This is a genomic window from Vibrio sp. NH-UV-68 (assembly GCF_042940635.1).
In the GTDB taxonomy this organism is placed as follows: Bacteria; Pseudomonadota; Gammaproteobacteria; order Enterobacterales; family Vibrionaceae; genus Vibrio; species Vibrio pacinii.
In genome coordinates, this window is sequence record NZ_CP134975.1 from 1,586,731 (window position 1) to 1,610,843 (window position 24,113).

At 44.1% G+C, this 24,113-nt stretch carries 17 protein-coding genes and 1 pseudogene; 6 read left to right on the forward strand and 12 right to left on the reverse strand.

The features are described 5' to 3' along the window. Window positions 1-46: 46 nt before the first annotated feature. Window positions 47-742 (reverse strand): pirin family protein, encoded by a 696-nt coding sequence (locus ViNHUV68_RS07340; protein WP_391086891.1) that lies wholly within the window; start codon window positions 740-742, stop codon window positions 47-49. Between the two features lie 26 nt (window positions 743-768). Continuing rightward, window positions 769-1,212, reverse strand: a complete 444-nt coding sequence (locus ViNHUV68_RS07345; RefSeq protein WP_372224958.1) for a DoxX family protein — start codon at window positions 1,210-1,212, stop codon at window positions 769-771. Between the two features lie 88 nt (window positions 1,213-1,300). Here ViNHUV68_RS07345 and ViNHUV68_RS07350 point away from each other — a divergent pair, with 88 nt between their 5' ends. The 4 genes from ViNHUV68_RS07350 to ViNHUV68_RS07365 all read left to right on the forward strand — a co-directional run bounded on the left by ViNHUV68_RS07350 (window position 1,301) and on the right by ViNHUV68_RS07365 (window position 4,456). Then, a complete protein-coding gene (locus ViNHUV68_RS07350; protein ID WP_391086894.1) occupies window positions 1,301-2,266 on the forward strand; it encodes a LysR substrate-binding domain-containing protein in 966 nt (321 codons plus the stop codon). Between the two features lie 182 nt (window positions 2,267-2,448). Next, window positions 2,449-3,165, forward strand: coding sequence for a hydrolase (locus tag ViNHUV68_RS07355; RefSeq protein WP_372224962.1), 717 nt, complete (start codon window positions 2,449-2,451; stop codon window positions 3,163-3,165). Window positions 3,166-3,274: 109 nt separating this feature from the next. Next, window positions 3,275-3,598 (forward strand): c-type cytochrome, encoded by a 324-nt coding sequence (locus tag ViNHUV68_RS07360; protein ID WP_391086897.1) that lies wholly within the window; start codon window positions 3,275-3,277, stop codon window positions 3,596-3,598. 6 nt (window positions 3,599-3,604) lie between these two features. Beyond that, a complete protein-coding gene (locus tag ViNHUV68_RS07365; protein ID WP_391086900.1) occupies window positions 3,605-4,456 on the forward strand; it encodes a hypothetical protein in 852 nt (283 codons plus the stop codon). Window positions 4,457-4,698: 242 nt separating this feature from the next. On the opposite strand, the pseudogene ViNHUV68_RS07370 reads toward ViNHUV68_RS07365, so the two are convergent. From ViNHUV68_RS07370 to iadA, 4 genes and pseudogenes are all read right to left on the reverse strand, one after another. Then, window positions 4,699-5,859, reverse strand: a pseudogene (locus ViNHUV68_RS07370) (IS256 family transposase). 121 nt (window positions 5,860-5,980) lie between these two features. After that, a complete protein-coding gene (locus tag ViNHUV68_RS07375) occupies window positions 5,981-7,225 on the reverse strand; it encodes a cyanophycinase (RefSeq protein ID WP_391086903.1) in 1,245 nt (414 codons plus the stop codon). A 72-nt stretch (window positions 7,226-7,297) separates the two neighbouring features. Next, complete coding sequence (locus tag ViNHUV68_RS07380) at window positions 7,298-8,776, reverse strand: YfcC family protein (RefSeq protein ID WP_391086906.1); 1,479 nt, start codon at window positions 8,774-8,776, stop codon at window positions 7,298-7,300. A gap of 32 nt (window positions 8,777-8,808) precedes the next feature. Beyond that, a complete protein-coding gene (gene iadA, locus ViNHUV68_RS07385; RefSeq protein ID WP_391086909.1) occupies window positions 8,809-9,951 on the reverse strand; it encodes a beta-aspartyl-peptidase in 1,143 nt (380 codons plus the stop codon). Window positions 9,952-11,076: 1,125 nt separating this feature from the next. Here iadA and ViNHUV68_RS07390 point away from each other — a divergent pair. After that, window positions 11,077-13,851, forward strand: coding sequence for a methyl-accepting chemotaxis protein (locus tag ViNHUV68_RS07390; RefSeq protein ID WP_391086912.1), 2,775 nt, complete (start codon window positions 11,077-11,079; stop codon window positions 13,849-13,851). Window positions 13,852-14,331: 480 nt separating this feature from the next. Here the strand turns inward: ViNHUV68_RS07390 and ViNHUV68_RS07395 are convergent, their stop codons facing one another. Both ViNHUV68_RS07395 and ViNHUV68_RS07400 read right to left on the reverse strand, forming a co-directional pair. Beyond that, window positions 14,332-15,894 (reverse strand): diguanylate cyclase domain-containing protein, encoded by a 1,563-nt coding sequence (locus tag ViNHUV68_RS07395; RefSeq protein ID WP_391086915.1) that lies wholly within the window; start codon window positions 15,892-15,894, stop codon window positions 14,332-14,334. A 98-nt stretch (window positions 15,895-15,992) separates the two neighbouring features. Further along, a complete protein-coding gene (locus tag ViNHUV68_RS07400; protein WP_391086918.1) occupies window positions 15,993-17,900 on the reverse strand; it encodes a methyl-accepting chemotaxis protein in 1,908 nt (635 codons plus the stop codon). Window positions 17,901-18,351: 451 nt separating this feature from the next. Here ViNHUV68_RS07400 and ViNHUV68_RS07405 point away from each other — a divergent pair, with 451 nt between their 5' ends. Beyond that, window positions 18,352-19,554, forward strand: a complete 1,203-nt coding sequence (locus ViNHUV68_RS07405) for a diguanylate cyclase (RefSeq protein ID WP_391086921.1) — start codon at window positions 18,352-18,354, stop codon at window positions 19,552-19,554. A gap of 317 nt (window positions 19,555-19,871) precedes the next feature. On the opposite strand, the gene ViNHUV68_RS07410 is transcribed toward ViNHUV68_RS07405, so the two are convergent. The 4 genes from ViNHUV68_RS07410 to ViNHUV68_RS07425 form a co-directional block, all read right to left on the reverse strand. Beyond that, window positions 19,872-20,309 (reverse strand): GFA family protein, encoded by a 438-nt coding sequence (locus tag ViNHUV68_RS07410; RefSeq protein ID WP_391086924.1) that lies wholly within the window; start codon window positions 20,307-20,309, stop codon window positions 19,872-19,874. Between the two features lie 112 nt (window positions 20,310-20,421). Next, a complete protein-coding gene (locus ViNHUV68_RS07415; protein ID WP_391086927.1) occupies window positions 20,422-22,083 on the reverse strand; it encodes a methyl-accepting chemotaxis protein in 1,662 nt (553 codons plus the stop codon). A gap of 67 nt (window positions 22,084-22,150) precedes the next feature. Further along, window positions 22,151-22,456, reverse strand: a complete 306-nt coding sequence (locus tag ViNHUV68_RS07420) for a DUF2913 family protein (protein ID WP_391086930.1) — start codon at window positions 22,454-22,456, stop codon at window positions 22,151-22,153. Beyond that, window positions 22,453-24,096, reverse strand: a complete 1,644-nt coding sequence (locus ViNHUV68_RS07425) for an EAL domain-containing protein (RefSeq protein ID WP_391086933.1) — start codon at window positions 24,094-24,096, stop codon at window positions 22,453-22,455. The genes ViNHUV68_RS07420 and ViNHUV68_RS07425 overlap by 4 nt, the downstream gene beginning before the upstream one ends. Between the last annotated feature and the right edge of the window lie 17 nt (window positions 24,097-24,113).

Below are 24,113 nucleotides of genomic sequence, written 5' to 3' on the forward strand. Positions count from 1 at the left end.
ACACAAATGTGGGTCTTGTTCAATAAATTCGGAAACATTAGTGAATTTAGGGCAAATCAAACACCAAAGCGGTAACGTTCATCTCTCCTTGGTTAGCTAAGCTAATGCGTTGTTGATCCTCAATTTTGGCACCATCGCCAGCGTTGAGCTCAGTCGCATCGACAGACAGTGTGCCTTCAATTTGATGTACGTAGATTTTACGCCCTCTCTCAATGTCCAAGTCTAAATCAGTACCCGGCTCTAGTATCAACTGGTGGAGCTTAGCATCTTGTTTGATAGGTAGAGTCCCCTCCTCTCCGGTAGGCGTTGCTATCGTGGTCAAACCTGGATTCCTACCAAAGTCTTTTTGTGCATATCCCGGCTTGTTACCGAACGTATTGGGCTGAATCCAGATTTGCAAAAATCGCAAATTGTCTTTTTTCGATGCATTATATTCACTGTGGTATATCCCAGTTCCCGCTGACATGAGTTGGAATTCACCAGCTGGAAGAACTTGCACGTGACCTTCGCTGTCTTTATGTTCTATTGAACCTTCGAGAACATAGCTGATGATTTCCATGTCTCGGTGACCATGAGTATCGAATCCGGCCCCCGGGTCAACAATGTCATCGTTGATGACTCGCAATGCTGAGAAGCCCATATGTTTTGGGTCATAATAGTTACCAAACGAAAAGGTATGTTTGCTATCTAACCAACCGAAGTTTGCGCGGCCACGCTCATGAGAATGTCTTACACTGATCATTTTGTTATCTCCTATATTTAGATTCATTAAGCTAACTTTTTGGCTACGAATTGATCAAGAGCCGCTTTGCCTGCGCCAGAGAATACCAGCGATACGCTTGCAGCTAATAATGCAAGACCAAATGCATACCCGTTGTTGGCCATAAACAGACCGTTTTCAAAGTGAACAGCGAAAATAGCGACAATCATGGTCATTGCTAGAGAGAGTGCTGCCGGGCGAGTTAACAAACCGAGTAGAATGAATAAACCGCCGAAAAACTCCGCACTTCCTGCTAATAATGCCATTAGCACACCGGGACCTAGGCCAATTGAAGCCATCCATTGACCAGTTCCTTCCAATCCATAGCCTCCAAACCAACCAAACAGTTTTTGCGCGCCGTAGGCCATAAAAATAAAACCTACAGGGATACGTAATGCCAATGCTCCGTAGCCAGCTTCAGATTTTGATACTTTTTGGATGAGATCTTTCATTTTTATTCCTCAATAATTTTCAATATTTTTTCATTTAATTTGAGAGCCCTTAAAGATTCGCTCTCAAGCGTTGAATACAAGTTTATGTATGTTAGATTTAGGAGAAAATCGGAACATTTTGAATGGTAAATTCAAAATATTTGAATATGAGGGAGTCATGCATAACGCCATAACCATAGACGCTTTGAGAGCATTAGATGCTATCGATAAAAAAGGCAGCTTTGCCGCAGCGGCTGAATCTTTGTACAAAGTACCTTCAGCCTTAACCTATACAATAAAAAAACTTGAAGAAGACATGGGGGTCGCTTTATTTGATCGCTCCCGGCAACGTGCACAACTTACTCCTGCTGGTCAATTGGTGTTAGAACATGGCAGAGAAATTCTTCTTGCCGCTAATCGACTTGTCGACTCGGTGCAGCAACTAGAAAGCGGCTGGGAGAACGAAATAAGAATAGCCAGAGATACCGTGATTGCCCCTCAACCCTTGTTCGACCTCATTGAAGACTTCAATACACTTGAACATAAAGTGGATGTTAGCTTGGGGGTAGAAGTGCTAGGTGGAGGTTGGGATGCTTTGCACTCAAGACGAGTAGATATAGTGATAGGTGCGACGGGCGAATTACCGAAAGGGCTGTTTCAAACTCATAGGATAGGTGAGCTCTCTTTTGTGTTTGCCGTATCCCCTGATCATCCGTTGGCAGAATATGAAGGTATATTGGAAGCGAAAACACTCAGTGCATATCCGGCTATTGTCGTTTCTGATACGTCTCAACTCTTACCGGTAAGAGATAGTGGGCTATTTAATAGTAAAAGAGTGATTCGGGTAAACTCGATGGAAACCAAATTAAATGCTCAAGCGCAGGGGCTAGGAATCGGCTTTTTGCCTAAACATATGGCGGTTCCATATATTGAAAGAGGAGAGCTAGTTGAGAAGCGGTGTGAAATCCCAAGACCCGATCAGGACCTGTTTATTGCGTGGCATAAGGAACAACAAGGTCGAGCATTTGACTGGTTCGTAGAAAAATTATGTCAATTGGACTGGGGGTTGAACTAATGGCTATGAGTAAATTTAACATTATGATTTTTAGAGTGAAAAACGTACAAATCATCATAAGTTCAAAATATTTGAATTAATAAGTCAAATTGTTTTGATTTTTTCCATTTTAGGTGTCGTTTAAATTGTATTTCGAAAGGCGGAAACGCCAAGGGAAAAACAAAATCTAGTGAGGAAAAATCATGAAAAAGTTCGTTAAAAATCTAGTCGCATTAGCGACTCTATCAGCAGCTATTACGGCACCTGTGGCACAAGCAGCAGCGGAACCTGCAAACAGTCTACTTAGCGCCGATAACCACACACTTATTTTGATCGATCATCAACCTCAAATGGCATTTGCTACACGCTCTCATGATGTTGAAGATGTTAGAAATAACGTTGAAGGACTAGCAAAAACCGCAAAAGCTTTTGAAGTACCGACGATTTTGACGACTGTGGCTGAAAAATCATTTAGCGGCCCAATTTTTCCTGAAGTCCAAGCAGTCTTCCCGGATCAAAAACCGATCGACCGCACCACAATGAACACTTGGGAAGACCAGCGAGTGGTAGACCAAGTTAAAAAATTCAAAAAGAACAAGATTGTTATTGCCGCACTTTGGACTGAAGTATGTGGTGTGATGCCAGTGCTGTCAGCCATCGAGCAAGGTTATGAAGTGTACTTTGTCACGGACGCTTCAGGCGGTGTGAGTAAAGAAGCTCACGATATGGCGGTACAGCGTATGATTCAAGCCGGTGCTAAACCAATTACTTGGGTTCAATATATGCTCGAACTGCAACGTGATTGGGCCCGCGCAGATACTTACGAGGCAGTAGTGAATATCGCTAAGGAGCACGCTGGTGGTTACGGTCTGGGTCTTATTTATGCAAACAGCATGTGGGGTGCACAAGAAGGTAAATAAACCTTTATACCTAAACTGAAAATCCTTTCATTTCCTATTCGTTGATTTGTTGCGCGGAGTCAGACTCCGCGCCTTTTTAGAGGTCGATACAGTGAAAAGCAATTTTTTTTTGGCAGGTATAATAGCTCTGACATTTTCTGCACTGAGTTCTGCCGAGGTAACCCAAGATCCGGTTTATCAAATAGGCGTAGACCTTGCTCACAGCTGTGCCGGGTGCCATGGATTAACTGGAATTTCACCGGTTGAATCCAATCCCAATTTGGCTGGACAAAAACAAGGTTACTTAGAATATGCGTTGAAGGCGTATCGTAGTGGCGATCGCAAGGGCGGCATGGCAATGATAATGTATCCTAATGCTCGTGGATTAAGTGATGACGAGATTCAAGCTCTTGCGCTATACTTTTCTTCACAGAAGAGCCAAGCAGGGCAATGAGTTAGCATGGAAAATCAGCCGCTTAAGGATTTAATAGGTAAGCAAGTACTTGGTGTACTAGGGACCTATCAGCAAGGTTCCGACGAAATGGACGTGTATATCTGCGGAGTTGAGATCCCTGATGAAACCCACTTAAAACTTAACTTTCCGAAAGGCCACGCCTTAACCAACGGTCAATTAGTGACGTTACATCTAGATAATCGTACCGGTGTGTCCGAGTACGATGCAGAGCTGTCAGTGTATCGTCTCTCATACAAAGCGAATGTTCGTTCCGTTATCAACCAAAATGAAGTGGTGCTTGATGCCTTAGAGTATCAGGTGTTTTATGGTATTTCCGCTGTCAAAACCTATATGGCAGACGATTACCAGTTTCCTAAAGATGTTCGTCAAACAAAGCAATTGCCTCTGACACCATTAGTTGACGCTCCGCGTATCGATGAAGAAGAGCACGATAATAAAATCGGTGTACTGCTGACATACGCAAGTCAGCAGCCGCATACTACAGTGATGGCTTTTCTTTCATCAGTAGATGACGATATTTTCTTCATTACTTTCCCAAGTACTTTTAAGGGGCTGATGTTACAAAGAGACAATCGCTGCTATTTTGCCATTGATGGTAGGGCATCGTTTACTTTTGAACATGCTATTGAGTGGAATTACAGTATCATTCAAGGTTCTGTATATCATGTCCCCAAGGACAGCGAAGTGTTTGCGCAAGTCAGAGAGCTCTTTATCACTAAAAACCCGTGGGAAATGGGATTTTTTAGTCATCCAGATATTGAGATGTATCACCTCAAAGCTGAACACGTAGTCTGCCCCACGATTGCGCCGCCTGCATTGCAGACGAATGTCGTATAGAAAGATAGTGCTCATTCTCAGTTCAAACCGCTCTGGAGAGGTATACTGTCCAAAATAAGCTTCGCCCCTAATTAGGAATGCTGAGTTTAGACAAGAAACGATACTAAGATATGAAAAGCTGCAGTCGTGCATGAGAGAATCAAATGAAAATGGTCCACCCCGTATTCTTCACGAGTACTGTTTCTAACTCGTTTTGGGGCATAGACAAGGACCCTGTAAATAATTCTGTGTAACTGTCGGGGTTACATGTATTCAGTGAGTCGGTCTTCGAACATAATCATAAAGCGGTTTAGAGCTTGTCGCCAGTTTCTAATCGGCATCGTCCACTTCTTGGAAGCATCTCGGATAGCCAGGTAGATCACTTTTCGAGCTGATTCATCTGTTGGGAAGAGCTTGCGCTTCTTGATCGCTTTTCTAATAATTCTTTTGAGGGATTCAATGGCGTTAGTCGTATAAATGGCTCGGCGAATATCCTCTGGGTAGTTAAACAGGGTGTTGAGGTTGTCCCAATGCGCCGTCCAAGATCGACTGATTTGAGGATATTTACTATCCCATCGGTCAGAGAACTGCTCTAGAGCCAGCAGAGCCTCATCCTCTGTGGCTGATTGGTAGATTTTCTTCAGGTCAATCGTCACCGCTTTGTAGTCTTTCCAAGGGACGTACTTAACCGAGTTTCGCACCATGTGGACGATACAGAGCTGTATTTGCGTCTCTGGGAACGCGGTGTTGATGGCGTCAGGAAAGCCCTTGAGTCCGTCAACGCAAGCGATAAGGATGTCTTTTACCCCACGATTTTGAAGCTCGGTCAGCACGTTGAGCCAGAACTTAGCACCTTCCGTTTCAGAGAGCCACATACCGAGCAGTTCTTTTTGGCCTTCCATGTTGACGCCTAGCGCAAGATAGACTGCTTTGTTGATGACTTGCTTGTCTTGACGCACCTTAACCACGATGCAATCGAGATAGACGATAGGGTAAATTGCGTCGAGAGGTTGCGACTGCCATTCAATCACTTGCTCAAGCACCGAGTCGGTGACTTTTGATATCAGCGTTCGCGAGACATCCGCATCATACATTTCCTTGAACGTTGCGACGATTTCACGTGTGGTCATGCCTTTCGCGTACAGACTCTATATCTTGTCATCCATGGATTGGAACCGAGTTTGGTGCTTGCGGACGAGTTGAGGTTCAAAACTAGCTTCACGTTCGCGCGGGATGTCGATGTCGACCTCTCCATCATCGGTGATGATGGACCTGACCGAGTAGCCATTGCGGGAGTTGGATCCGGTTCTAGATTGGTGTTTTTGATATCCAAGGTGCTCATCGAGTTCAGCGTTTAACGCTGTTTCAACGGTCACCTTGGTTAACATTTTTCGGAAGTCATCAAGATCAGGTTATGTCTTAATTGACTTTGCTGCTTCACGAGCAAAAAGCTTCGAGTGCTTTCATATCCATATTGTCCGCCCTCAACCTCTAAGGCTTAAGTTTAGACAGTTACACAGAACTCAGGACACTCTCAAAAGAGAATTAATCATTGAACTGAACAGAAATCGGCTCAATATTCAGTTTAACGTTTTCAAAACTGTAGACGTCTGCTGTGATGTCTTGACTCCAATACCCTTGAGATTGTTCATCCTGACTGAAGGTCAGTTTAACTCCTTGATTCTCTCCATCTAGAACCCAAGATATTGCTTGTGTTGCACTCTTATTGTCCAATATATTAAATCCAATGAACTCGTCTAAGTTCCGATTCGAACTCATAATGCCGCTGACTGAGGCACTGGGCACATCAAAATACTCATGACCAACGGTTTTGTAACTCTTGGGCCGTGGAATATAGGTATGTGAAGATAGATTGTACTCATCGCCAGCCTGTAAATAGCTTAAACGCACATTTGACGCTTTGAGTGGATACTGTTTTCTTGTATGTGTCGCCGAATTTACATTAATGACTGTAACGCCACCTCGTCCAACAACCGTTGCAATATCATTCTTGACAACCATGGCTGTACCCTCGTCTACACCATAACCTGGCTGACTATCCGCTTTTTCTAGTAACGAGACTATCAAACGGCCTAAACGGGCTTTCCGGTCAAAGTGCTGGTCGATAGTTCCGTAAGTGAAAAAGTTAGCACCTCTTCGAGTGACCACAGGCCCATATTCTTGCTCATCCATGCTCGTATAATCGTTCTTAGAGCCTTGAAACAATGCTCCTGTACTATTTCCACCGGCGAGCATGGTTTTTGACATAATCGCTGCGCCTGCACTGGTTCCCCCAATAACGCCACCGTTATCGAACACTTCTCGAATTGAGCCGAGCACTTTCGTATCCGTCCCGTCTTTATTGAGTAGCACTTGAGTTATTAAGGTTTGATCTCCCCCGACAAACCATATGGCGTTCAACTTCTTAACGTCATCTGCTAACTGTGTATCGTTGCCATTCGTTAGCCATGTTGATTCATCTGTATCTTTTGTTTTCTTGTCATCTTTTACTGCAAGCGGTAGAAGTACGACATGATTTTTATTGACACCAAATTGGGAAAAAATTTCTTGTAGCTTAAGAAACTTTTTGTTGATTGACCCTGTCGCTGCAGGCACAACACCAATTCTCACCTGGTCACCATCAACCGAGTTAACAAATGCTCCATAAACATCCATTGTCGCTGAAGATAGCGCTCCTCCAGCGATAACTAGCGTCCCATGTTGTTCTTCCGCAACCGCAGGGAGTGCTAATATCGTAGCAAGTGCCACAGTGATTACATGTTGTTTCATTGAGAGTTCCTTTTCATGAGATGAAGATAGAAAGAGGCAGCCATCGCCAACTCAACAATGACTGCCAATGGGCTATGACATTGACCCAGAAATAAACAGAACGATGCTAGTAATGAAGAATACCGTCCCAATAAATGGCATTACCCACTTAAAGAAACGTCCATAAGGGATTCTTGCTAACGCTAAGCCAGCAATAAGATGACTAGATGTTGGTGCAAACATATTTATCCAACCCGTGGCAGATTGATAAGCAGTAATCACCAAATCACGCCCCACGTTTGAGAAATCAGCAAGCGGCCCCATTAGTGGCATTGAAACGGTTGCAAGCCCTGAGGTAGAAGGGATGAAAAAGCTAAGGACAATATGGACATAATAAGTCACAACAACAAATACACCGGACGGTAGGCCACTAACAAGCCCTTCTGCCCAATGCAAAATGGTATCAATAATCGCGCCATCACCCATGACAACATAGATACCACGTGCTACTGCAACGACTAGCGCAACCCCAATTAAATCTCTAGCGCCATCAAGAAAAGTCTTTATAAAATCACTCTCAGGCATGCGATTAATCAATGCAACTAAGATCGCTGCGGAGAAAAACAGGGTTGACAGCTCATCGAACCACCACCAAAGCGTCGGCATAACATCGATGCCCATATCTTCCCAGGGCACAACACCGTAAACCATCACCATGAACGTACCGAAGAAGACGGCCATAGTCATTTTTCTAGCCGGGGTAAACTCTAACGCTTGGACTTCATTGGTTAGGTCATCATCAAACTCAACACCATTCAGTGCTGATTTTTCGGGATCTGCTTTTGAGCGAGCGGCATAGCGCATGACGAATACAACTGCAACGACAAAGAAGATCGCAAGCATGATAAGTCTTAGAATGATCCCGTCTCCAATTTGGAGCCCTGTAAATCGAGAGGCAATACCGGTCGCAAATGGGTTCACAGTAGAGGCCAGCACACCGACACCCGACCCAAGTAATATAACGCCAGCGGTAACCATACGGTCATAACCTGCCGCTGCCATAACGGGTAAAATCAATGCCCAAAATGCAACCGTCTCCTCTGCCATACCATATGTTGAGCCCCCAATCGCAAAAAGAAACATCAATATGGGGATGAGCAGTTGCTCTCGCCCCTCAAACTTATTGACGACGGCAGAAACCCCCGCATCCATAGCGCCTGTTTTCATTGTGACAGCCAAAAAGCCACCGATGACCAGAACAAACAATGCAACATCCGCTGCCTTGTGGAAGCCTTTGATTGGCGCCATAAGAACATCAATTGCACCTTGTGGTGATGACTCTAACTCGGTGTAAGTACCAGGAATAGGAAGGAGTCGCTCTCCTCCTCCATAACTTAACGCTTCTTGTGCCGTGACAAGCTGTTGTGTATCGGCAGTTTTATAATCGTATTTCCCTGCTGGAATTACCCAAGTTAAAGCCGCTATCATCGCGATAATGGCAAATAATATGGTGTATACCGTCGGCATCTTGAACGTCTTTTTCGACGCGCTATCCATTATTTTTGTTTCCATAACTCAACCTCTTTATATACATAATTTGATCTTTAGCGGGTGTAGACCTTATGACCTAGAGCCCAAACCGCTTCTATATCTAGAGTGTCGTTCGCGAGCATAACCATATCGGCATCAGACCCAACGCAAATATGACCTTTTTGGACCAATCCTAGTGCTTTAGCCGGGTTCTTGGTGATACAAGCCAGTGCTTTATCGAAAGACACATCAAACTCGAAATGCGCTTGTTTTACTGATTCGTAAAGGCTGGAAATACGACCAACATCAACACCGATGGTATGCCCATTCTCATCAAACCTAGGAAGGCTCGCGTTCGCGTCAGAGCTCAAAGTGATAAGTGATGGATCAACGCCAGCCTCCATTGCAAGCTTTATGGCCATTGCACTTATGACTTCACCATCCTGAATAAGTCCCTCATTAGTGCTGGCTGTAAAATCGATATACCCGCCTTCTTGGCCGTAGCGTATAGCGTCTTCGAAAAGGTGGGGGTTCCGATTACAATGAGTGGGGATGAAGTGTTCATGTGAGATATCGGATTGTTCTACAACATTTCGTATCAAAGACAGTTGTTCAGGGCTATCCCCCATATGACAGAACACCACACCTTTCTTCCCTGATAGTGACGCGGCGGTTTTCGTTTTTCGGGCGATATCTAGCAAGTCGTTAAAGGTGATTACCGATGCTCTATGATCGGCCAATGCCACTTCACCAACACCGATAATTTCTGGGATATAAAGCAAATCGCTTTCTACTGATGTGGTCAGCGTTTTTAGTGGGATATGATATGAACCAGAATAAAAGTATGCTGACAGCCCATGCTCTTGCAATTCGCGGGCTTTTCCTAACAAGTTGGAAACGGTCCGCGTGAGCGAGTCGGTACCTAGAGCGCCTACAAGCGTGGTTACACCGCACTCCTTAGCCTCATGTGCGAAGAGCTCTGGTGTTCTATTTTTAAATCCACCTTCCCCACCACCACCACAGTAATGAACTAAGCCATCAACAAAACCTGGAACAATACACTTTCCTTCTGCGTCCAATACCTCAACAAATGCTGGGGTTTGAAGACAGTAATCTTGGTCATAGATTGCCTCAATTTTGTTGCCGGCGATCAATATGTGTTTAATGCCTACATACTCAGGCGTGTATAGACTTGCGTTCGTGATTAGACGAATCATAAGGATATAACTCCTATATCGTTACTAAAATCTAAATCACCCTAAGATCAATAGAGCGATAAAAAACGACGCACACATAGCCAACATCAGTTATATCAACTGAATGCAATACAGGTGGCCAAAACACGAAGAATCACACGAACTAGAAAGCTCGATAAAGTGACATTGAGTACGTCGAAAAGACTTCGAAAACGAAAAAGAGTTTTACTCGTTGCACCATTCACTTAAAGCATGGCGACTGAGTTTGTAGAAACCGATAAAAGTGCAAGCGGTAATGGTAGAAAATACGCAACGCAAAGCATGTTTATAGTCAAATGTAATCTGGATTATCAGACTCATACTATTTTTACTCCGCGTGTTGTATAGGGTTAATATATAACATACTCCTTTTATTCTTAATTTCAATCAGACCTCACTCACTCATCATGGATTAAATAGTGAATTGATATTCATCGAGTTATCAAGAAAGTCAGACTAAAACCGATCTAGATCAATAATTATCCATAATTAGTGAAGCCATTTTTACTAATGCACATTCATAATGTTTGCATTTGGTCACATTTAGATTGTTCATTATGGCTTCACATGAGCTTTTTCACTATCAAATAGCTCAATAGCGAAATGTGGCAGGGGTGAAAGGCAAGCTTGGTTACAAGGTTAATATCCTCAGAAAAGCAAGTTTAGAACGAAGACGTCATAGAGCTGTCTGTCAGAGATGTTTATGTTGTTGGTTCATATCTGATCAATTCAGTCAAGACTAGTCCTGTTCAACTTCAGATTTTGCTCCCAAGACCGTTCGGTAAAAGGGCGTCTCGAGTTTTCCCGCGCGAAAACTGTAACGCTCATCAACAATACCGTGACTGTATACCTAGCAAGAGTAGATAGCTCGACCACATCAGTATCGAAATATGATTCTAGAACTTACTACCAATTTGTTACATACAAATGAAACGTGAAATTAGTCACAACTTTTTCGTATACTTTATATAATTATCATCGATAATGATTATATAAAAATCAGTTCTGTTCATCTCTTTAACGTTCGTATTGCAAATAACAGACACCTACAAGATGTTGAATAACTTCCAACATGACGTGTAAACGTTTACAAAGGCTAGGCTTGATATGTCACTAACACTTCACCAGAAACTCCCTCTTTCACGCTTAATTAAAGGCTCATTGTTATTGGTTGGTATTGTCCCTTTGATTTCAATATCTCTATTCCTTACATCTCTAACAAAATCTGCTTTGGAGAGCAGCGCCTATAGCCAGCTCAATGCAACCCGATCTATTAAGTCCAAACAAGTCGAAACCTACTTTCAAGAAAGGGAAGCAGACCTTACCGTCCTATCCAATGCAATCAATGCCTTCTACCAACAATCTCAAGGGCAATTGGCACAGGTAGCGACAATAAAATCAAGTTCATTGAGGTCTCTCTTTCAACAAATTGAACGTGAGCTTACTCTTTTTTCAAAAAGCTACGATACATTTGAAGCTTTGAAGGCGTTTAATAGCAGTTTTTCACTAGAACAGCCGACTGAAAACAATGCTCGTTGGAGAATCCATCGAGATATTTTTGGGCCTCATGTAAACGCCTTCAAAGAAGCCTTTGATTGGTATGACGCATACCTTATATCACCGAACGGAGAGATAATTTATTCAGCGTTGCAAGACTCAGACTTGGGTTTGAGTATCCTGGGTGAAAATATGAAGAGCACTGCCTTGCAAAAGGCTTTCAAGCAAGTACAAAACTCCGATGACAATGTCTTCAGCGATATAGAGCATCATCAACCAACAGGACAATATGCGGCTTTCATGCTCAGAAAAGTTCTTGACTCAGAGCAAAGGGTTCTAGGGTATGTCGCTCTTCAGTTACCCTTAAGTCGTGTCAACCAGATAATGTCTAAAAACGCTGTGTCTGAGTCTAATATATACAGCTACCTCGTAGGGAATGATTCTAAACTTCGTTCCGATACTCCATTCACATCTTTACTAAAGTCTCCAAACTACCAAGTTTCGTATGACCTGCCCAAATTAAACAAAATCGGACAGCCAACGATAGTCCGAAATCAACAAGGAAGCTTATCTGTCGTCATGTCTGAGGTCGTCCAAGTTTCGGCTTCTGTCAACTGGACCTTGGTCACCGAAATGTCTGTCGATACTGCTTTAGTTCCGACAATGAGTCAAAATGAATCCTATTACGACAATTATCTCAAAGAATATGGCTATTATGATTTATTTCTAATTCACCCTGAAGGTGACATTTTTTATACAGTAGCAAAAGAGTCGGACTATCAGACCAATATTTTATCTGGCAAATATTCCAGTTCAAACCTAGGTAGGCTTATACAGAAAGTATCAAACACATTAGAGTTTGATATTGTCGATTTCGAACCTTATGCCCCCTCCTTCGATGCTCCGGCTTCATTCATTGCAATACCAGTACTAAACAGCAACAAAGAGCCTGTCGTCTTTGTTGCTCTACAACTGTCTTTAGATTCCATCAACACAATGATGCAATTACGTGAAGGGATGGGTGAGACAGGAGAAACATATCTAGTCGGGGAGGATTTCAAAATGCGTTCCGACTCATTTCTCGATCCTTCAGGGCACTCAGTATCGGCCTCATTTGCGGGCAGCGTTGAACAGAATGGCGTTCAAACAAAAGCTTCTCAAGTGGCTTTAAATGGCGGTACAGGAACCGAGCAAATAACCGACTATAATGGCAATCAAGTCCTTTCATCATACTCTCCCATACAAGTGGGGGACACTCGATGGGCTGTTATCGCAGAAATTGATGTTGCCGAGGCGTTCCGTGCCATCGATGACATTAATTACTGGTTGGCCATTGGCGTGGTCAGCACTTTACTCATCACTGTGGCGTTAGCATTGTTCATTTCCAGGTTAATTATTAAACCCTTAGGTGGCGAGCCAAGGGATATGATGGAACTTGCCAATCGAATTGCATCTGGAGACCTCTCTTACCAGTTCAAACACCGGGGAAAAGATGGAAGCGTCTACGCGTCCTTGCAATCAATGTCTCTCAACCTAACATCACTTATTGGTCATATTATTCAGTCAAGCCAAGAGTTGGCATCAACCGCAGAACAAGCCTCTGTTGCGTCTGAGCAAACAACTACGGCGGTCACCAATCAACAAACTGATACAGAAATGATTGCGGCTGCAGTCAATCAAATGTCTAGCACCGTTGCGGAGGTAGCGTCGAACACCGAATCTGTCGCGTTGATCACCAAGGAGGCACATCAGAAGAGCCTTGATGGTGTAACATTGCTTGAAAAAAGTGTCCTTGCGAACGAAGGTCTGATGAATGAAATGACCAAAACTTCTGCAAACATGAGGAACTTGTTGAACGAAACTCAACACATTGATCAAGTCCTTAGTGTGATACAAACAATCGCCGAACAAACCAATTTGCTGGCACTGAATGCGGCGATTGAAGCCGCGCGTGCCGGTGAAAACGGACGAGGCTTTGCCGTCGTTGCCGATGAGGTTAGACAACTTGCGTCGAAAACCCAGCAATCAACAACAGACATCCAAAACATCATTACTTCGGTAAAACATGCGACCCAAGAATCGTCGGACAACATGAGTACAAGTGTTTCACAAGCGGAGACGGCCAACCGCCTGTCACAAGAAACGGTTAGTGCTTTTAAAGCCATTAATGAAGCGGTTGAACGAATTGATGAAATGATGTCTCAAATATCGACAGCAGCTGAAGAGCAGGCACACGTTAGTGATGATATTAACCGACGAATTAGCCACATCAGCACAGTTTCCACCGAAACCTCTGTAAGCGCTCAAGAACTTTCAGCTTCAAGTCAAGAAGTCGCTCGAGCAGCAGAAGGCTTGTTGGCACAAACAAAGCGCTTCTCTCTCTAACAATGTGCCATTTGACGTCGTTCTTTAAAAGAGCGCTCTACTTGGATACATATTATTTTTACATGGAAAGAACATTGCTACTTGGTTATGGATATTCAAAAAACACAACATATTAAATCGTGCAAGCTTTGCACAGCGACGTTTAATACTAAATCTATTTCAACAAACTTGGCAAACATTGACAACGAGGTGTGCGAATCATGCTTTTCTGACATCAATGAATGCTTGGAATCTAACTACCCTTTGCACAAGCATGATCTCGTTTTACGCATAAGCTTAAGGAAACTAAGGACAAATCTCGTGCATCTAGGCCATAAAAATGAGGTTATAGCGGATCTGATTGATATATTAAACCGAGAAATTGATTCAATCGAAGAGGAGCTATGTACGAAAAAGTTAGACAACCCTTCTCTGAGAAACACCATCTCGGAATATCGAGTACTTACCAACGTTTACATGTAGATAATTATAAGTGTCACTTCAAAAGGCCGATATCACCCTGTTTCGGCCTTGTCTTTTTGCTTGATAAAGCGCTTTATCCGAACGACGAATAAATGTGTCATAGTTCTCTCCGTAATGTCTTTGCGCGCACCCAATCGATAGTGTGACCGAAATAGCTTGAGCTCCAATACGCTTGGTACTCACTCGGTGTCGAATATGTTCAGCTAAAGTTTTTGCCATTGGCCCATCAACATAAGGCAAGACAACTAGAAACTCTTCTCCCCCAACTCGACCAATGAGTTCACCATTTTGACAACTACAGGAAAGAACTTCAGCGACACTCTGAATCACTTTATCTCCAACCGAGTGACCATAGACATCATTGACACGTTTAAAATGGTCAATGTCGATCATAAGACAAGAAATAACCCTACTCTGCGTTTTTATCAAGCTTTGCGTCAACTCCTCGATTGTTCTTCTGTTCAACAAACTGGTTAAAGAGTCCTTTTCAGCCAGTTCTTTCAACTGGCTTACCGATATTTTTATGGAAAATAGCAAGAAAATGACGAGCAGTGAAAAACTGGATAGACTTAAATAAAGTGCTAATTGCCTCAATACCATCATGTTTTTGTCCCAGCGCGACATCCGATGTAGTAAGTACACTTCCCCAGGTACAATTGGAATGGTAAATCTCACATAGTCTTTTTCTTCGTAATAGGCTTCTTCACGAAGTAACGTGCTCAAATCAATAGCCTTTTCACCAAGTAGAAAGGGGGACGCTTTTGCCAGGTATTGTCCGTTTTCATCAACCAGTACACTTTCCCCTGGTATTGTTCCAAGACTTAATGCTTCATTGAGACGGTTTAGTCCGATATCGAGAGAAACCACACCGCGAAATGCATCGTTCTCGTAGACTGGTGAAGAAATAGAGATCATCAAACCTTGACCAGCAGCATCGTCATATAGTTCCGAAATGACTGTTTTTCTGTCCGGATTATTTTGCGGAATCGCGGCAAACCAAAATGGTTTATGAAATAACTCTTCTGAGAAATGGAAAGAGTCTAAAGAAACAAATGGCGAGATATGAATAAATTTCTGTAAAGACGTATAGTACGCCCAAATGTATTCTAAGTCTTCTCTCACCGTTGCGATGTCTACCACTAAAGATAAAGCAGCATGCAGTTCATGTTTGAGTTGTTCCGAGTGTTCGTCAATGGAGCCAATACCAGACGTGATGGCGACAGGATTAGCATCACTATTAGATTGCAATGGTCCCCTTTGTGAGCCTTTTTCCAAATACCACACACGATATCCCACGTGGTCTTTTGCATTCTCGTAATGGGGATGAACAAGCCTCTGAGCGGACGACAAATGGATATTCATTTCCATTTGCTTACGCATCAGTTCTACCAAGTGGATCGTGACCTCAAGGTACTGTTCAACAAGTTCAGCTCTCTCGTTCAGCGATCGCTTTACTTCAAGCCTGACCTCGTCTTTGTAGTTTCCAAACAGCACGATCGCACCGATTAACCAACAAACAGCAAGGAGCGCAGCGAACAGTGGTTTTATTACTTTGGTATTGTGAAGACACCAGTTCATCATAGTTCATGCCTCCATTTCCAACTACAATAACGCTTTTACGCAACGCACCTTCTATCTAAAACCTCGCCAAAAGACCACCCAGGCAAGCGGATTCATAGTTACTGCTCGACTCGAAACTGATCCATCAAAGCGTTCAAACGTCTGTTCGCATCAACTAAGTGTCGGGTTTCCTCATTCATTTCGGCCCCCGATCTTTGTAGCTCACCAACAATCGTATTGATTTGGGAGATGTTACGCCCAATCTCTTGAGTGACACTACTTTGCTCTTCTGCTGATGTGGCAATTTGTATACTAGCATCATTGATATCTGTGACTAATTCCGACACATTTGAAACACTTCCTTCTAAAGCCTCAGCACTCATTTCCGTCTGATCACAACACGACCGTGTTTCATTCATCGCTGTAACCATCGACTGACTGCTCGACAGCAACTGCTTCAATGCCGATTCGATCTCTTCAGTACTTGACTTTGTTCGTCCAGCAAGACTCCTAACCTCATCCGCGACAACCGCAAACCCGCGACCCTGCTCACCTGCTCTGGCTGCTTCTATGGCAGCGTTCAAAGCGAGTAAGTTGGTCTGCTCGGCAATTTCACCGATAACAGTCAGAATTGACGAGATCCCTTGCGATTGGTTGTTCATTGTCACAACTCGATCGTCGGCAACACTCACTTCATGCTTCAATGATGATATAGCTTGCTTGGATTTCTCTATAGTAAGCTGAGATTCTAAGCCTAACTCTTCAGCCTTTTGAGTTAACTGAGCTGTCTTGGATGCACTTTGTGCGACGGTCTCTGCGGTGGCATTCATCTCATCAATAGCAGCGGCTATTTGCTCAGTTTCTGACGCATGATCGTTAAGCCTAACGGCACTTTGCGTGGTCTGCCTTGAAAGGGACTCTATTCGGGATTGTAACTCTCCGGAAAGTTGTTTTACCTCCAAAATCATAGCTTGCAATTGACTAATGAAACTATTAATCCCTTCAGCAACCCTTCCTAAATCATCTCGGGAACGTACTGGCAGACGTTTCGTCAAGTCGCCATTACCTTCGGCAAGACCTTCAACAACATCACGCAGTGCTAAAACCGGTTCATAGACATGTCTAAAAACTAGGAACAATACAAAAAGAGAGATCGCTACACTAAGTATCACACCAAGCGTTAAATCAAGTTCTAGTTGATTCAACTGTGAAAATGCCACGTCTTCATCAACCCCTATTCCCAGATACCATGTTTTATCGGCAACTTGGAACGACTGAGAGAAAAACAGCTTTTCGCTTCCGCTAAGTTCATAAGCCTGCACACCGGACTCCATAGACACCGACTTTCGAGCTGTCTCTTCGAATCCCGCCAAGTTCATCGCTTTCTCACCGTTCTTTATCGCAGGAGAAGATGACGCCAATATAGTTGTTTCGCTGTCCATCATTATCGCGACAGCTCCCGGAATGTCAGTAACTTGATTGACTATTTGATTGAGAAAATCGAGTGTTAAGTCGGATGAGATACTGCCATCGAAGGTTTTTTCGACAAAACTGATCCAAATTACGCCGTCTGACGCAACATATGGCTCGGTAACTGATACCCCTCTCTTTTGCTGAGCAAGTTGGTACCATTCCCTTGTTCTTACATCTCCATTATATTTATGATTGGGCCAAGTATCTGCGGTTTGGTTCCAATAGGCCTCCCCATTGTCAAGAGAGATGACGACACTTCCTATGTCCATCGCACTGGCAAATACTTTTGTTTGCTCTACATAGTTTGTTGGAAAAGGTGTCGTTTTATAATGTGCCGCTACTTTGCGAATACTGCTTGTCTTCTGCCCAAAATAACTTTCTGCAGCGCGAGCTTGCTGACGAGCGTAATCAATAAAATATTGCTCGACCTTAGCCGACACAATGCTCTGAGTCTGCTGATAACCGTACCATGCGCTAATTGCAAGTGCCGCAGTTAAGAGGGAGACCATCGCTCCTAGCAAAGCGCCCTTAAAGCCAACTTTCTGCTTAATCATCTACTCATGTCCCCAATCAAAATGTGCTACTCCTTGCCAAGTCTGTATACTAATATCACTTTCGTGCTATCTATAAACTTATAGATCCAGGTTATTGTTGGAACAAGGTTTATTTTGTGACGTTTTTATTACACAAGAAGATTGGCTTTATGACCTTTTTTCAAAGACTTCTGCCTCATCGGAAGACAAACTGAAAGTCATCTTGAGCTCGAATCCACTCATCACAATCTGTGGCGTTTACCTCTTTGATAGAAGCGCAATATGTTCCATTGTTATATCCTTTTTATTGGAGTGAGCTGACTGTGTTCATTCAAGATCGCTACAAGATCAACGCTATAGCTGGCATGCTTACCATTAGCATACGAGTATGTTACAGGCGTTGCGCATTTTTTCTTGACTCCTTTGTGTTTGGCCGATTAAATGATGAGTTGATAAAGGACTTAGGTAGGAAATGAAGCGGATCCCTTGGCAAAGAATGTTGAAACCCGTACAAGGAGAGATTTTCATCGTCTGTCTCATGTTAGGCAGCCTAGTTGCGGTAAATGTCCCTCGCTCAGCTTTTGTTGAAAAACGACTGGAGTATGAGGCTGCGCAGCTTGAAACCGTCAAAGAGCTCTATCAAAGCTATATGCACTATTTCCATTTACTAATGAACTCATCTGAGTTCATTAGTTCCCCTACTCCTGTTCTTGGTCGATTTCAAGCTCACTATTGCAACTATGCACCGAAATCTTATTCTCCCTGCTCTTCGGATATTCGCTCTGAAGTCAGTACTAATCCAAACCAACGTTTCTTTGTTTTACCCGAGAAGACATTTTTTGTTTTCAAACAAGGCCTTTACCCTCGCATTGTCTGGTTCCATAGCGATGAGTTCTGGGATACTTCAAACTCTAATATCAGCACCGCACTGGTTACACACACTCGAGTCGACTTTCTCTCAAGTGAAGTGCCTCCATACTCATTGGAAATGAGTGGTCTTGTCATTGACAGTGACGAGCGTTTAAAAAATGTGAGTTACAAAGGCACAGACATAAGTTTCCTCGTATGGCAATTTGGCGCATACAAGTTTGCAACCTTTTATCATGAGGATGACCCTTTGGTTGAGTCATTGTATCAAGCATTGACTGTCTGTATTGTCCTTATCAGTTTTATGGTATTTGTGGTCTTAAGGGTTAACTCTAATCGGAAACAAATGAAGGCCCGATCTTTTAAAGATAACTTAACTCAATTGCACAATCGTCACTACGTAGATGTCGTAAAGCCTGACTTTGAAGCCAACGCGGATGCCCATATAGCCTTAATAGACATTGACCACTTTAAGGCGATCAACGATCAATATGGCCACAACACGGGTGATAGAGTACTTCGAGAAGTCAGTTACTTGCTTAAACAAAGCATACGTGAAAATGACGTCTTAGTTCGATATGGAGGCGAAGAATTTCTTTTACTTTTCAACTCGAAGTCCACATACGCGGCACACCAAACACTTGACCGTCTAAGAGAAAGGGTCGCAACCAAACAGGCTAGTATTAGAACCAGCATTTCTATTGGGTTTACTCGCATCAATGGAAACCTAGATAACAGTATTGTTCGCGCTGATGAGCTCTTATACTCAGCCAAACACACTGGTAGAAATCGCGTTCATGGACCATAACAACTGTTATCTATATCACTTCAAACAAATTGCTATGGTTTGGCTTAGCATAGAACTTCTGCAATTTCTAATAGTCACTGCGGTCAAAGAAAGGTCGCCGTTTTCTAACCTTAAGCTCGGTACAAAAAAAAACAACAAGCTAGACGGCTCTTTTATTATCGCCTCAGGCCTTCGTCTTCCAAAGTCTCGCATTAAACCGCTCATTACTTTGACAACTATCTTTCATAAGTTCCAATAGCTCTAACCACATATGTTTGCCGTCTGACATGAAGTTCGATATCATGCAATGAAGATTCGTTCAGGCCATTTGGAATGAACTAATCATCATTGAGTATGCTATTCAGCGCCTCTACCGATGGCATCGTTTCATACTGCTCGGCATTGCTCGATATATCATCCCATGATGCTTTTGACGACACAAAAATGTGGGCTTTTACTTTGCAATTGCCGACTAAATCAAGGAGTCCAGCGGGCACCCAGAACTGCTTACCATTATCCATTTCATGAGGGACTGTACTTCCACACAGAGAGCAAAAGTCTGAACGATAACCAGAACGAAGGCGATAAGTGGATATAAGTTCGACTCCTTTCTCCCAATAAAACTGGGACTTGTCGACAAACGTAGCCGTATCCGATGCCGAAGCGGATAATTTTCTGCATAAAGAGCAGTGACATTGATAGAAATGAGGAACATGCCCTGTGATAAAAAATTTCACTGATGAACATAGACACTCACCATAGGTGTTGTTTTTCATGGGCTGAACTCCGATTCCATTTTCTATACTGTATGCTCTTAGGATCCAGGCCAGAACCCTTCAACAGCAGATAAGTTACCCAGCCACTTTGCATTACGTGATGCTAGTTTTTCTATACCTTAAATCGACCCACCAAGTCATACAACTCGTTAGCCCGTCCTGTTAAGGTCTCGCTTCCTGAACGGTTTTCATTGGCGAGCTCCGCTGACTGCAAACTCTGCTCTGAAATCACTACAACACGTTGTGATATCTCCTGCCCGACCAGGCTTTGCTCTTCTGTGGCCGTGGCGATAAGCGTGTTCATATCCATGATGGTACCAATGAAACTTTGTATTTCTATCAACGCCTTTGCCGCAGCCTTTGCCTCACTGACCGTCGCCTCACCTCTCGTCTGACTCGAAGACATGGCACTAACCGCATCATCGGACGCCGCTTTTAGTCGCTCTATCATTTGATGAATGTCACCGGTACTCTCTTGTGTGCGACTGGCCAGTTTTCTGACTTCATCTGCCACCACGGCAAAACCTCGACCTTGCTCTCCCGCTCTCGCCGCTTCAATCGCGGCATTTAAAGCAAGTAAGTTGGTTTGCTCAGCAATATCTTGAATGACACCCAGCGCTGCCGAAATATTTTGCACATCGCCTTCCAATCTTGTAATGACGCCACTGGCGTGCAAGACTTCTTTCGCTAGTACCTCTACAGACTCCGCCGCCGTATCCACAATAGATTGCGCTTGCTTGGCGTTATCATCCGCCTGCTTTGCCGACGCAGCTGCTTGACTCGCATTGCTCGAGATTTCTGTTGCAGTCGTGGTCATTTCCGTCATGGCGGTCGCCACTTGCTCGGTTTCCTCTCGTTGACCGGCAGCCAATGCGTCCACTTGCGTCGCGCGCTGCGCCATGCTTTGTGTTTCAGTGACCACTTGTTGTCCCACCTCGCTCACGCTTTTAATGATGGTTTGGAGGTTCGCCACAAACAGATTGAAATGATGACTCAGCCTCGCAAACTCTGGCACCGTGAACGCCTCCATACGTGCGGTCAAATCCCCTTCACCATGGGCAAACGCGCGAATAGAATCATCAAAGAGGGTTAGAGGCTTCATTATTGAGCGGTTAATCACCACAGCCAAGACAGCGACAAGACCAGAGAGTAGTAAACAGACGACCACAATCGTGGTTAACGTATCAGTGAGCGCCTGCCCTGTTGCCTCTTCCAAGTCCGCAATGACCGCATCAATATCATCGGTATAAAACCCCGTACCAAGTATCAGGTCCCACTGCGGAATGTGCACCGAGTAACTGAGTTTAGGGAGAGCTTGTGTTTGTCCCGGTTTAGGGAAATAGTACGTGGTAAATGCCCCAGACTTCGCGTTGCGTACCAGCGACTGAATAAACAGACTGCCTTGCTTATCTTTTAAGGTCCAAAAACTCTCGCCAAGCCCTTTATTACTCTCGCCCAGGAGCATTCGAACCCCTTTCGAGTTATATCCGAAAACATACCCATCGTCACCATACTTGAGCGCTTTGAGGGTCGGCAGTGCCTCGTCCAACGTCGCACCTTGACTCAACAAAGGCGCAACAGCACTTTGCGCCATTTTGATGTAGTTTTTCAACTCGTCCTTTTTCATCGCCATCATCCGCTCTCGAGTCACCTCGACTTGATGCGCATTGAGCTCCGTGGTTTTGACATACGTGACGACTAACATGCCGAGCATGATGCTCAGTAAAGGGAGAAACGCCAGCACATAGAGCCGGCTGCGAATAGAAAGATTCATAGTGGTGTCCTTACCCGGTCGAAGAAAGTCTCTCGTGACAGTTAGCTACACAACTATCAATCAAAGTCTAGCTCACGGCCGAGGGGTTATCGATGGTATCAAGCTTAAAAGCATCATCATTAAGCTGTTTGAGAATGGCGTACACGTCCACCTGCTCATTGCGACTCGCGGCAAGTAGTCTTCGGATGTCTTGACGAACCGATTTGTAGTTCGGGTTGGTCAGTGCGCGTTTATAAAATTTCACCAACACTTGACGCCGTTGCGATTCGGTAACGCGCCCCTGTGTCAGCGTCGCTGACATTAGCAAAGCCAATAAGCTATGACAAATCAAGTCATACAGCGCTTGCTCACTGGTGAGGGGTGGCTGCCTCATGCTGTTACCCCACTGGCTAACCAAACGCTTGGCTCACAAGGACGATACAAGCAGAAGCCTTGAAGGTACGGGACGCCTGTTGATGTCAGTCGGTCAAACATCTCGGTGGTTTCTACCCCTTCAGCGACTATCGTAATGCCATGACTTCTTCCATAGTCACATAAGTACGACACAAGTTTTAAGCATGCAGGTAATCGCATCGCTTCCATCACCAATGCTCTGTCTAATTTGACCTGATAAAGCGGCAAACTGAACAGTCCGGTAATCGCCGTCATACCCGCACCAAAATCATCAATGGAGAGCTTGAAACCGACGCGGTGAAGGGCGTTTAGAGTACTCATCAGTGATTGGGTGTTTTCAAGTAAGTAAGATTCGGTAATTTCCAATACCACTCGTGACGGAGACAGTCGATTATCCGTGACAACCGACATTACATCATCGACAAAACTTGGCTTAAGCAGTTGCTGGGCCGACACGTTAACATTAACGTTTGGCCTCGACTGATGCACCTTGTCAAAGGCAGACAAAAACTGACATGCTTTTTCTAGCACGACCAACCCAAGGGCATGTATGCACCCCAGCTTTTCTGCCATAGGGATAAACTCCCCAGGAGAGACACTTCCCAAGGTGGGATGAGCCCAACGAGCCAGAGCTTCGTAGCTCACCAAGTCGCCTGTTGCAGAGGCCACGATGGGTTGTAATACTATGTCTATTTGTCGATGAGCAATCGCAGAATCTAACGTATCTTCTATATAAAAATGACGTTGTATTGCCTTTCGTGTCGGACCGACATAGGCGACGGGCGACTCCACTAACCGAGCGTACTCTGACACATTAAATACTTGCGAAAGCAAATGCGCCGATTCACCACTTTCACGTCGCAGTGTGCCTAACACGAGCTGAGTACTCAGGGGCACGTCATGGGTCCGACCTTGGTTTATAAAGCGAGTTTCTACTTTTTTCATCAAAGTCATGGTTTGTTTTGCGCTCAGCGGCTCGTCGACCGTAAAGACTAAAGTATCAGCCCCGATGCGATATAGCCCGTAGCGCAGTGACAACACTTCATCCAACACCGCCACCAACGTAGAGATCAAGCGGGAGGTCGCTTCCTGCCCTACTCGGCGCTGGGCTTCATGAAGTTGAGTAAAACAACACGCAAACAACCAACCTCCCTCATCAAAGTCGACCATGTCTTTTAAAAACTGATGGCGGTTATAGAGCCCCGTTTCACTGTCATGATTGGCAATGTGGGAAAGATATTGGTTAAGAAACACTTCTTCAGACACATTCTTGTGTGTTCCAACCATCATCAGGTCACCCTCTTGTTCTACCAACGTGCCGGTTGCCTCAATCCACAAATAGTGTCCGAATCGGTTCTTGACTCGGTAACGGGTTTTTACGCGCGCGGATAGCGCCTCGTGTTGATGTTTATCGACTTTGCCTTGCAAGAACTGGCGGTCCTCTGGGTGTACCAGGGCCATCCAGTCATCCAATGTCGAGCCTTCTAGGGGCATATCGAACTGTTCGTAAAACGGGGTATTGTAAAACTCCACCAAGTTATCACGGGTCATAAACCAAAGACCTTCACTGGTGGTATCAAACAGTTGTAATACCGATGTCGGGAAAAGATGTTTTTTCATAGTGTTTCAAATCAATC

Excerpts from the sequence above, each read along its gene's own strand:
- ViNHUV68_RS07390 (WP_391086912.1), top strand. The coding sequence starts at position 11,077 with ATGTCACTAACACTTCACCAGAAACTCCCTCTTTCACGCTTAATTAAA.
- ViNHUV68_RS07375 (WP_391086903.1), bottom strand. The coding sequence starts at position 7,225 with ATGAAACAACATGTAATCACTGTGGCACTTGCTACGATATTAGCACTC.
- ViNHUV68_RS07410 (WP_391086924.1), bottom strand. The coding sequence starts at position 20,309 with ATGAAAAACAACACCTATGGTGAGTGTCTATGTTCATCAGTGAAATTT.
- ViNHUV68_RS07345 (WP_372224958.1), bottom strand. The coding sequence starts at position 1,212 with ATGAAAGATCTCATCCAAAAAGTATCAAAATCTGAAGCTGGCTACGGA.
- ViNHUV68_RS07415 (WP_391086927.1), bottom strand. The coding sequence starts at position 22,083 with ATGAATCTTTCTATTCGCAGCCGGCTCTATGTGCTGGCGTTTCTCCCT.
- ViNHUV68_RS07395 (WP_391086915.1), bottom strand. The coding sequence starts at position 15,894 with ATGATGAACTGGTGTCTTCACAATACCAAAGTAATAAAACCACTGTTC.
- ViNHUV68_RS07425 (WP_391086933.1), bottom strand. The coding sequence starts at position 24,096 with ATGAAAAAACATCTTTTCCCGACATCGGTATTACAACTGTTTGATACC.
- ViNHUV68_RS07420 (WP_391086930.1), bottom strand. The coding sequence starts at position 22,456 with ATGAGGCAGCCACCCCTCACCAGTGAGCAAGCGCTGTATGACTTGATT.
- iadA (WP_391086909.1), bottom strand. The coding sequence starts at position 9,951 with ATGATTCGTCTAATCACGAACGCAAGTCTATACACGCCTGAGTATGTA.
- ViNHUV68_RS07405 (WP_391086921.1), top strand. The coding sequence starts at position 18,352 with ATGAAGCGGATCCCTTGGCAAAGAATGTTGAAACCCGTACAAGGAGAG.
- ViNHUV68_RS07380 (WP_391086906.1), bottom strand. The coding sequence starts at position 8,776 with ATGGAAACAAAAATAATGGATAGCGCGTCGAAAAAGACGTTCAAGATG.
- ViNHUV68_RS07340 (WP_391086891.1), bottom strand. The coding sequence starts at position 742 with ATGATCAGTGTAAGACATTCTCATGAGCGTGGCCGCGCAAACTTCGGT.
- ViNHUV68_RS07350 (WP_391086894.1), top strand. The coding sequence starts at position 1,301 with ATGTTAGATTTAGGAGAAAATCGGAACATTTTGAATGGTAAATTCAAA.
- ViNHUV68_RS07365 (WP_391086900.1), top strand. The coding sequence starts at position 3,605 with ATGGAAAATCAGCCGCTTAAGGATTTAATAGGTAAGCAAGTACTTGGT.
- ViNHUV68_RS07355 (WP_372224962.1), top strand. The coding sequence starts at position 2,449 with ATGAAAAAGTTCGTTAAAAATCTAGTCGCATTAGCGACTCTATCAGCA.
- ViNHUV68_RS07400 (WP_391086918.1), bottom strand. The coding sequence starts at position 17,900 with ATGATTAAGCAGAAAGTTGGCTTTAAGGGCGCTTTGCTAGGAGCGATG.